This window comes from Kangiella sp. HZ709, assembly GCF_009674675.1.
Classification (GTDB): domain Bacteria; phylum Pseudomonadota; class Gammaproteobacteria; order Enterobacterales; family Kangiellaceae; genus Kangiella.
In genome coordinates this window covers 1-391 of the sequence record NZ_WKJC01000005.1, presented here as the reverse complement: position 1 = coordinate 391, position 391 = coordinate 1, and the positions used below count along the sequence as shown (strand labels likewise).

Below are 391 nucleotides of genomic sequence, written 5' to 3'. Positions count from 1 at the left end.
CTATGGTGTTTTCAATGTTGGTACCTAATATGATTGGTCTATTTTTGCTTCGTAAGAAAGTAGCTTTAGAATTGTCAAAATATCAATTGCTAATTAAGAAGACCTTAAAGCGAAAAGTCTAAAGCGTCATCATCCACGAACGTTGCAAGCGCTTGAATTTTTTGAGCTCACTTTGAAGAATAGGTAAGAAATCTTTTCCATTACTATTACAGTGCTGTAGACGATTACAGTTAAGATGTAAACGATGAGTTAAGCGTTCTATAGAATCTAGATGTTTATGTTTTTTATCTGAAAAACGCTCGGCCTGAGCTTTTTCTATTTCGGGAGCTAAAGATTCAGATTGTTGAATGATATCTCCAGAAAAATAAATATCTGCATCTTCTGTACCGTC

The 391-nt window shown here is 34.3% G+C and carries 1 protein-coding gene; it reads right to left on the bottom strand.

The genetic code is table 11. The features are described 5' to 3' along the window. Positions 1–118 precede the first annotated feature (118 nt). A partial coding sequence (locus tag GJS41_RS11430) for a hypothetical protein (RefSeq protein ID WP_195758387.1) occupies positions 119–391 on the bottom strand: 273 nt, incomplete at its 5' end.